Annotated in this window: 7 protein-coding genes and 1 pseudogene; 5 read left to right on the top strand and 3 right to left on the bottom strand. The window is 69.5% G+C overall.

Features of this window, described 5'->3' with window-relative positions:
• From F0Q45_RS23115 to F0Q45_RS23105, 3 genes and pseudogenes are all read left to right on the top strand, one after another.
• Positions 1-2,277, top strand: a pseudogene (locus tag F0Q45_RS23115) (PE family protein); the annotation flags it as partial.
• Positions 2,278-2,400: 123 nt separating this feature from the next.
• Positions 2,401-3,126: a serine hydrolase gene (locus F0Q45_RS23110; RefSeq protein ID WP_149656126.1), complete on the top strand. Its 726-nt coding sequence runs from the start codon at positions 2,401-2,403 to the stop codon at positions 3,124-3,126.
• A 179-nt stretch (positions 3,127-3,305) separates the two neighbouring features.
• A complete protein-coding gene (locus F0Q45_RS23105; protein ID WP_149656125.1) occupies positions 3,306-3,701 on the top strand; it encodes a PE domain-containing protein in 396 nt (131 codons plus the stop codon).
• On the opposite strand, the gene F0Q45_RS23100 is transcribed toward F0Q45_RS23105, so the two are convergent.
• A complete protein-coding gene (locus tag F0Q45_RS23100) occupies positions 3,596-3,859 on the bottom strand; it encodes a transposase (protein ID WP_373425070.1) in 264 nt (87 codons plus the stop codon). The two genes, F0Q45_RS23105 and F0Q45_RS23100, sit on opposite strands and share 106 nt — an antisense overlap.
• On the opposite strand from F0Q45_RS23100, the gene F0Q45_RS30330 reads away from it, so the two are divergent.
• Positions 3,749-3,976 carry a hypothetical protein gene (locus F0Q45_RS30330; RefSeq protein ID WP_373425069.1) on the top strand — a complete coding sequence of 76 codons (228 nt, stop codon included), beginning with the start codon at positions 3,749-3,751 and terminating at the stop codon, positions 3,974-3,976. The two genes, F0Q45_RS23100 and F0Q45_RS30330, sit on opposite strands and share 111 nt — an antisense overlap.
• Before the next feature lie 38 nt (positions 3,977-4,014).
• On the opposite strand, the gene F0Q45_RS23095 is transcribed toward F0Q45_RS30330, so the two are convergent.
• Together F0Q45_RS23095 and F0Q45_RS23090 are read right to left on the bottom strand one after the other, a co-directional pair.
• On the bottom strand, positions 4,015-5,559 hold the full coding sequence (locus F0Q45_RS23095; RefSeq protein ID WP_149656123.1) for an acetolactate synthase large subunit: 1,545 nt from the start codon (positions 5,557-5,559) through the stop codon (positions 4,015-4,017).
• A complete protein-coding gene (locus F0Q45_RS23090) occupies positions 5,556-6,380 on the bottom strand; it encodes an amidohydrolase family protein (RefSeq protein ID WP_149656122.1) in 825 nt (274 codons plus the stop codon). The genes F0Q45_RS23095 and F0Q45_RS23090 overlap by 4 nt, the downstream gene beginning before the upstream one ends.
• 178 nt (positions 6,381-6,558) lie before the next feature.
• On the opposite strand from F0Q45_RS23090, the gene F0Q45_RS23085 reads away from it, so the two are divergent.
• The coding region (locus F0Q45_RS23085; RefSeq protein ID WP_149656121.1) for a PE family protein at positions 6,559-7,082 on the top strand (524 nt) is incomplete at its 3' end.

Below are 7,082 nucleotides of genomic sequence, written 5' to 3'. Positions count from 1 at the left end.
GCCGCCGGCCCCGCCTTCACAGGTGCCACCGGCGGTGACGGCACCGCAGGTGGAGCCGGCGGCAGCGGCGGCAGCGGCGGAGCCGCCGGTGCTAACGGCGGCAGCGGCGGCAACGGCGGCAACGGAGGCACCGGTGGAATCGGCGGCAGCGGCGGAGCCGGTGGCAGCGGCCAGTTCGGCACGTCTGGCGCCCCCGCCGGCGGAACTGGCGGGGCGGGAGGCACTGGCGCCAACGGCGGCGCCGGTGGTAACGGCGGCAACGCCGGAGGTGTGGGCGGCTCCGGTGGCAAGGGCGGCACCGGCGGCACGGCCGGCAGCGGCGGCGCCGGTGGGTTGGGCGGCACCGCGGTGACCCCTGGTCTCGGGGTCGGCGCTACCCCGCACGGCGGCAACGGCGGCGCCGGGGGCCAAGCCGGCACCGGCGGCCAGGGCGGCGGCGGCGGAGCCGCCGGTGCTGGCGGCCAGGGCGGTGTTGGAGGCAACGCCGGCAGCGGGGGTAGCGGCGGTAAGGGCGGCGACGGCGGCACCGGCGTCCAGGGCACCACGATTGCGCGCCCCGGATTCGGCGGCAACGCCGGCAACGGCGGCAACGCCGGCAACGGCGGTGCCGGCGGTGTGGGCGGCGACGGCAACACCGGCGCTCCGGCTGGTAACGGTGGTGTCGGCGGCAATGGCGGCAATGCCGGCGCCGCCGGGAATGGCGGCAGCGGCGCCGCAGGTGGAGCTGGCGTCGGCATCGACCAGGGCGGACCTGCGGGCAATGGCGGCAACGGCGGCAACGCCGGCACCGCCGGGGCCGGCGGCCAGGGTGGTACCGGAGGTGCCGGCCTCAGCGGCGGCAATGGCGGCAAAGGCGGCAATGGCGGCGCCGGCGCCCATGGCGGCAGCGGCGCCAACGGCGCCGACGGCACTCAGACCGTTCCGTTCAACAGCTTGCCCACGCCCTCTGGCGGGAATGGCGGCAGCGGCGGCGCCGGGAGCGACGGCGGCGCCCCTGGCTCCGGCGGGGCTCCAGGTGCCAGCACCGGCGGAAAGGCCGGGGCTCAAGGCATCGGCGGCAACGGCGGCCACGGCGGGGCCGGCGGGGCCGGCGGCAACGGCGCCGACGCCGTCAACCAGGCAATCCCGACCACGGTGCCGCAAGCCACAGCGGGCATTGACGGCGGCCCTGGTACCACCGGTGGCAACGGCGGCGACGGCACCGCGGGTAGCCCCCAGGTCGGTTCCCCACCGTTTACTCAGGTCCAGCAGGGCGGCAACGGCGGTAACGGGGGCGCCGGAACCAACGGCAGCGGAAACGCCACCGGTGGAAAAGGGGGCATGGGTGCCGTCGGCAGCATTTCCGGCGGGCCCGGGGGCAATGGCGGCGTTGGCGGAAACGCGTCGGCCACGGGCGGAGTGGCCAACGCCGGAAACGGTGGAGCCGGCGGGAACGGCGGGGCATTTGGGGGCGGCGGCAACGGCGGCAAGGGCGGCACTGTCACTGTCGGTTCCGCCGGCAGCACCGCCGGCGACGGCGGCAACGGCGGCAACGCCACCAACGCGACGACGTTCGGCACCGGCGGCAACGGCTCCGCCGGCGGCAGCGGCGGCCACGGCGGCGACATCGCCGCCGCAGCCACCGGCACTGCCGGCAACGGCGGCAACGGCGGCCACGGCAATGACGGCACTGTCAACGCCGGCCGAGGCGGTGCAGGAGGTGCGGGCGGCCGTGCCGGCAACGGCGCGTTCAACGGCGGTAGCGGCGGGACCGGCGGTGCCGGGGGTGCCGGCGGAACCGGCGGCGCCGGAGCCGGCGGCGGAAACGGCGGCACTGGGGGCAATGGCGGCATCAACAGCGGCATCGGCTCCAGTGGCAACGGTGGGGATGGCGGCAACGGGGCAACGGGCTCGGTCGGCGCCGCCGGCGGAAATGGCGGACTGGGCGGCAACGGCGGCATCGGCTTCGGCGGCGGCACCTCCGGAAATGGAGGCGCCGGTGGGGCCGGCGGTGCCGGGGGCAACGGCGGCACCGGCGGCGGGGGTGGAAACGGTGGTACCGGCGTGGTCGCTGGCGGCGGCGGCACCGGCGGCACCGGCGGTGCCAGCGGAGTGGGCGGAACCGGCGGCAGCGGCGGGGCTTCCGGCAACGGCAAGGCGGGCGGCACCGGCGGCAGCGGCGGCATCAGCGAAGACGGCGACACCGGCAGTACGGGCAGCGGAATATCGGGCGGGGCGGGCGGCGCAGGTGGCACCGGCGGCGCTAGCGGCGCTGCCGGCGCAGGCGGCGTGGCTTGAGGCCATGGTCCTGTTTCGAGTGTGCGGTGATGGCATCGACCGTGCGCTGCGGGCGGCGACACGCCCGGCGTCGCCCGCCCAGGCTGCACACCCAACGCGGTTAAGGCACGACACGATAACCCCATGACCGTATTTCGCGCTCTTGCAGAGGGTTTCGACGAACTTTCCGGCGCCTTATCGGCAACCATTGGAATCGCGATCGCCGCAACGGATCGAGCCGAGGTATCTGCGGTGGGCCAGTGGTCGACCGGCGTCGCCTGGTCCACGATCAAGGTGCCGTTGGCTATCGCTGCGCTTCGCAACGCTCGACCAACCACCAGCGAAATGGTGACCAAGACGATTACCGAATCAGACAATCCCGCCGCGGAGTCGCTGTGGTCGCAACTGGGCGGCCCCGCCGACGCAGCGCGGCAGGTACAAGCCGTCATCAAAGAAACCGGCGACGACTGCACACTGGTGGAATCCCGGCGGCTTCGGCCCGGTTTCACCCCATTTGGCCAGACCCTATGGTCGCTGGACAGGCAGGCGCACTTCGCGGCGTACCTGCCTGGTCTTCGTCAGGCGGCTACCGTCATCGACTTCATGCGCCACCTCAGCGACGGCCAGCGGTGGGGTCTTGCCGCCAAAGGTATTGCGGCCAAAGGCGGCTGGGGACCCGGCAGCAGCGGTGGCTACCTGGTCCGCCAGTTCGGAGTGGTACCGACCAAGTCTGGACATGTGGGTGTGGCGTTAGCGGCTGAAGCGTCGGACTTCGAGACCGGTGTGCATGGTCTGAACCAGATGACAGAATGGCTCGTTAGCCAGCTCCCCCACCTGAGCCAACACGGGGGACACGACGGCGTTGGCTAACAGCCGCGCGGTCGTCGGGGGCAGCGCACGCGGCGACGTGAGGTGAACCGCAACTTGGGGCACGCCGTAGCTCGTCGTCAACAAACATCTTCAAAACGAGGCCGTCGTGACCAGTGCGCAACAGGATCTGCCGTCAACGTCAATTATTCGCGAGCTGTCGCCAAACGGTTGGAGTTGCCATGTCGTTCCTGTCGGTTTCACCGGAGTTCGTCGCAGCAGTCGCTGGGAATACAACCGACCGCGGATCAACAATCGGCGCCGCTAATTCTGCCGCTGCAGCTCGCACGACGCAGGTCCTAGGAGCGCTGGTCAGTAACGGTTCAGGCGGGTCGGGTGCTGTCGGAACTGGGTCAGGGTTTCATTCTGCGGTAAGGGCGACGAGATCGCGGTCCGCGCTGGGCGCGGGCTGGATGCCCTGGATGCCCTCGATGCAGACTCGTGTGTCAAGCCCCCGGGAAACGACGGTGGGTCAGCTGATCGCCAGGGCTGCCAGTCCGGTGGCGCCGACGTGGCCGTGCAGTTTGCGCAGGTTTTTGTGGCAGGTTGCCAGTAGTAGCCATTCGCCGCGGGCCTGATCGAGCCCGCGAAGCAACAGCTGTTTGGCGTTTTGCAGGGTGTGCATTTGACCGAAAACGGGTTCGACGATCGCCTTGCGGCGTGCATAAATGGTGTGGCCCTTGGTGGTCGTGAGCTTGCGAACCATGCGCTGTTTTTTGGTGGCATCGTTGAGGATACGCCCACGCGGGGCGACCGGTGGGGGGTCGCCTCGGCGGTGACGTCCAGTGGCGATACGGAACTCGGTGCCGTGGGTAGCGGTGTAGTCGGCGGCGGCGTCGAGGTTGCCCGCTGAACAGTAGTCGCCGGCCCCGGCCGGCGGGTGGCGAGCGCCTAGCTCAGCAGTGAGGGCACGACCGCGTCGATCAAATGCGGCCCGGGTTCGGCCAAAGCGGCGCGCAGGGCGTCGGCGAACTCTTCACAGGTGGTAACCCGGCGGGCGGCAACACCCATGCCCTCGGCCATCTGGACAAAATTCATTCGGGGCGGCGATATGTCGAGCAGGTTCAGCGCCTTGGGTCCGGGTGCGGACCCCGCGCCGACGCGTTGCAGCTCGATCCGCAGGATGTCGTAAGCGCCGTTGTTGTAGATGACCGTAGTGACGTTCAAGTTCTCCCGGGCTTGGGTCCACAACCCCGAGATCGTGTACATCGCCGACCCGTCGGATTGCAGGCACAGCACCGGACGACCCGGAGCGGCGAACGCCGCGCCCACCGCCGCCGGGATGCCATAGCCAATCGCACCCCCGGTCAGGGTCAACCAGTCATGGGCCGGCGCTCCGGCGGTGGCTTGCGGCAGCAGCACACCCGAGGTGTTGGATTCGTCGACGACGATCGCCCGTTCGGGCATCAGCGCGCCGATCACGTCAGCCGCTGACGCTGAGGTCAGTGCACCCGTCGGCAGCTGCGGACGCGCGGCCGGCGCCACTGGCGCGCTGGTCCCGGGCGCCAACTCGTCGGCCAGCGCGACCAACGCGTCGGCTGCTCCCCTGGGTGCGGCGAGCACGTGCACCGCACATCCGGCCGGTACCAGGTCGCTGGGCATGCCCGGGTAAGCGAAGAAAGTCACCGGTGACTTGGCCCCGGCCAGCACCAGATGCTTGGCCCCGTCCAGCTGCGCGGCGGCGGCCTCTGCGAAGTAGGCAAGCCGCTCGACGGCGGGGACGCCGGCGCCGCGCTCCAGCCGGGTCGGGAACGTCTCACACAGCCAGCGCGCCCCGGTCGCTTGAGCGATTCGGGCGGCTGCGGCCAATCCCGGCCCGCGGGTGGCGTCTCCACCGACCAGCATCATGGCGGGTTCCCCCGAGCGCAGTACCTTGGCCACCGACCCCACGTCAATATCGGGCTGCTCCGTCGGGTCCGGCACCGCCCCCGGCTGGGCGCCATCAGACCAAGAAACATCCGCAGGCAGGATCAGCGTCGAAATCTGCGGCCCCGACCGGGTTGCAGCGATGGCGGCGGCGGTATCGGCGCCGACGTCAGCGGCGGCCTGCGTGCGGCGCACCCAGCCCGATACCGTGCCGGCCAACGCGTCGATATCGGATTCCAATGGGGCGTCGTACTTCTTGTGATAGGTGGCGTGGTCGCCGACCACCAACACCATCGGCACCAGGGCGCGGCGCGCATTGTGCAGGTTTGCCAACCCGTTGCCCAGGCCCGGTCCTAGGTGCAGCAGCACCGCCGCCGGCCGGTCTGCGATACGGGCATAGCCGTCGGCCGCGCCGGTAGCGACACCTTCGAACAAAGTGAGCACACCACGCATCTGCGCCACCGTGTCCAACGCGGCCACGAAATGCATCTCCGAGGTGCCCGGGTTGGCGAAGCACACATCGACGCCCCCGTCGACCAACGTGGTGATCAGGGCCTGGGCACCAATCATCTATTGTCCTCCAGCCTGAAGACGCGCTGGGCATTGCCGTGCAGAAAGTCACGGCGAGCCTCCTCGCTGAGGCCTAGTTCATCCAGTCCCGCGAGGGCATGCTCATGGCCGATCATCGGATAGTTGGTTCCGAACAGGACTTTGCGTTGTCCGGTACTTGTTCTCATAAAACTGATGAGCTCTGGGGGCAGCCGCTTGATCGTGTAGGCGGAAGTGTCGATGTAGACATTCTCGTGCTTGCGGGCTACCGCCACCATCTCCTCGGTCCACGGGTACCCGACGTGCCCGCACACGATAACAAGCTCGGGAAAGTCGAGGGCAACCTCGTCGATGTAGGGAATCGGTCGCCCGGTTTCTGAGGGCCGCAGCGGGCCGGTATGCCCAACCTGCGTGCAAAACGGCACCGCTGACTCCACGCATTCAGCAAATAGTGGGTAGTAACGGCGGTCGGTGGGCGGCGCGCTCCACAACCAGGGCACCACTCGCAACCCAACGAACCCGTCGCTGACTCTGCGACGCAGCTCACGCACGGCTTGCATGGGTCGATCAAGGTCCACGGAGGCCAGACCGGCGAACCGCTCCGGGTACAAGCGAACCCACTCGGCCACCTCTTCGTTGGCGATCAGGTCCTGACCACCCGGACCGCACCAGGCGCTTAGCAGGCCGACGTTGACCTCCGCCGCGTCCATCGAGGCCACGGTCATCTGGAGGGGGATTTCGGCATCCGGGATCGACCCGCCGGTCCAGCGCCGCAACGAAGAAAACGCGTCGTTGCCAAGGAACCGTTGCGTCGGATGCTGCATCCATACATCGATCGTCATCGCGTCTCGACTTTAGACGACCCCACTCTCGCAGCTAGACGGGTAGCTGCCACGAGAAACGCACCTGATATCCCGGAAACGAACACTATCTGCGCCGGAGTCAATAAAATCCACGCCAGCAATCCCGGCGTGGGGCGGTGATTGCGCCGCCCGTCCCTACGCAGGTTGGAGCAGCGAAATGTCCTACGTTTTCCTCTCGCCCGAACTTGTTGCGGCCGCTGCCGGGGACATCGCCCACATCGGGTCATCGATTGAAGCCGCCAATGCGGCAGCCGCGGCTTCCACGACGGGGCTGTTAGCTGCGGGCGCCGACGAGGTCTCGACCCGGATTGCCGCGTTGTTCGGCGGAAACGCGCTCGAATACCAGGTTGTGAGCGCTCAAGCGGCGGCATTTCATCAGCAATTCGTCCAGACGTTGAGCGCTGCGACTGGCTCGTATGTGTGGACCGAGCTGACCAACGCCGAGCAAGCGCTGCTGGGCGTGATCAATGCGCCCACCCAGGCATTGTTGGGGCGCCCGCTGATCGGCAACGGCGCCAACGCCACCACCCCGGGCGGTGCCGGTGGCGACGGTGGACTCCTGATCGGCAATGGTGGGAACGGTGCAGCTGGAGCCCCTGGACAAGCTGGCGGTCCTGGCGGATCGGCCGGACTATGGGGCAACGGAGGAGCCGGCGGCGGCGGCGGGACTGGTGGGGCCAA

The organism is Mycobacterium simiae (assembly GCF_008370645.1).
Taxonomy (GTDB): domain Bacteria; phylum Actinomycetota; class Actinomycetes; order Mycobacteriales; family Mycobacteriaceae; genus Mycobacterium; species Mycobacterium simiae_A.
Note: the sequence above shows the minus strand (reverse complement) of the source record. Positions and strands in the feature narration are given on the sequence as shown.

Excerpts from the sequence above, each read along its gene's own strand:
- F0Q45_RS23110 (WP_149656126.1), top strand. The coding sequence starts at position 2,401 with ATGACCGTATTTCGCGCTCTTGCAGAGGGTTTCGACGAACTTTCCGGC.
- F0Q45_RS23105 (WP_149656125.1), top strand. The coding sequence starts at position 3,306 with ATGTCGTTCCTGTCGGTTTCACCGGAGTTCGTCGCAGCAGTCGCTGGG.
- F0Q45_RS23095 (WP_149656123.1), bottom strand. The coding sequence starts at position 5,559 with ATGATTGGTGCCCAGGCCCTGATCACCACGTTGGTCGACGGGGGCGTC.
- F0Q45_RS23090 (WP_149656122.1), bottom strand. The coding sequence starts at position 6,380 with ATGACGATCGATGTATGGATGCAGCATCCGACGCAACGGTTCCTTGGC.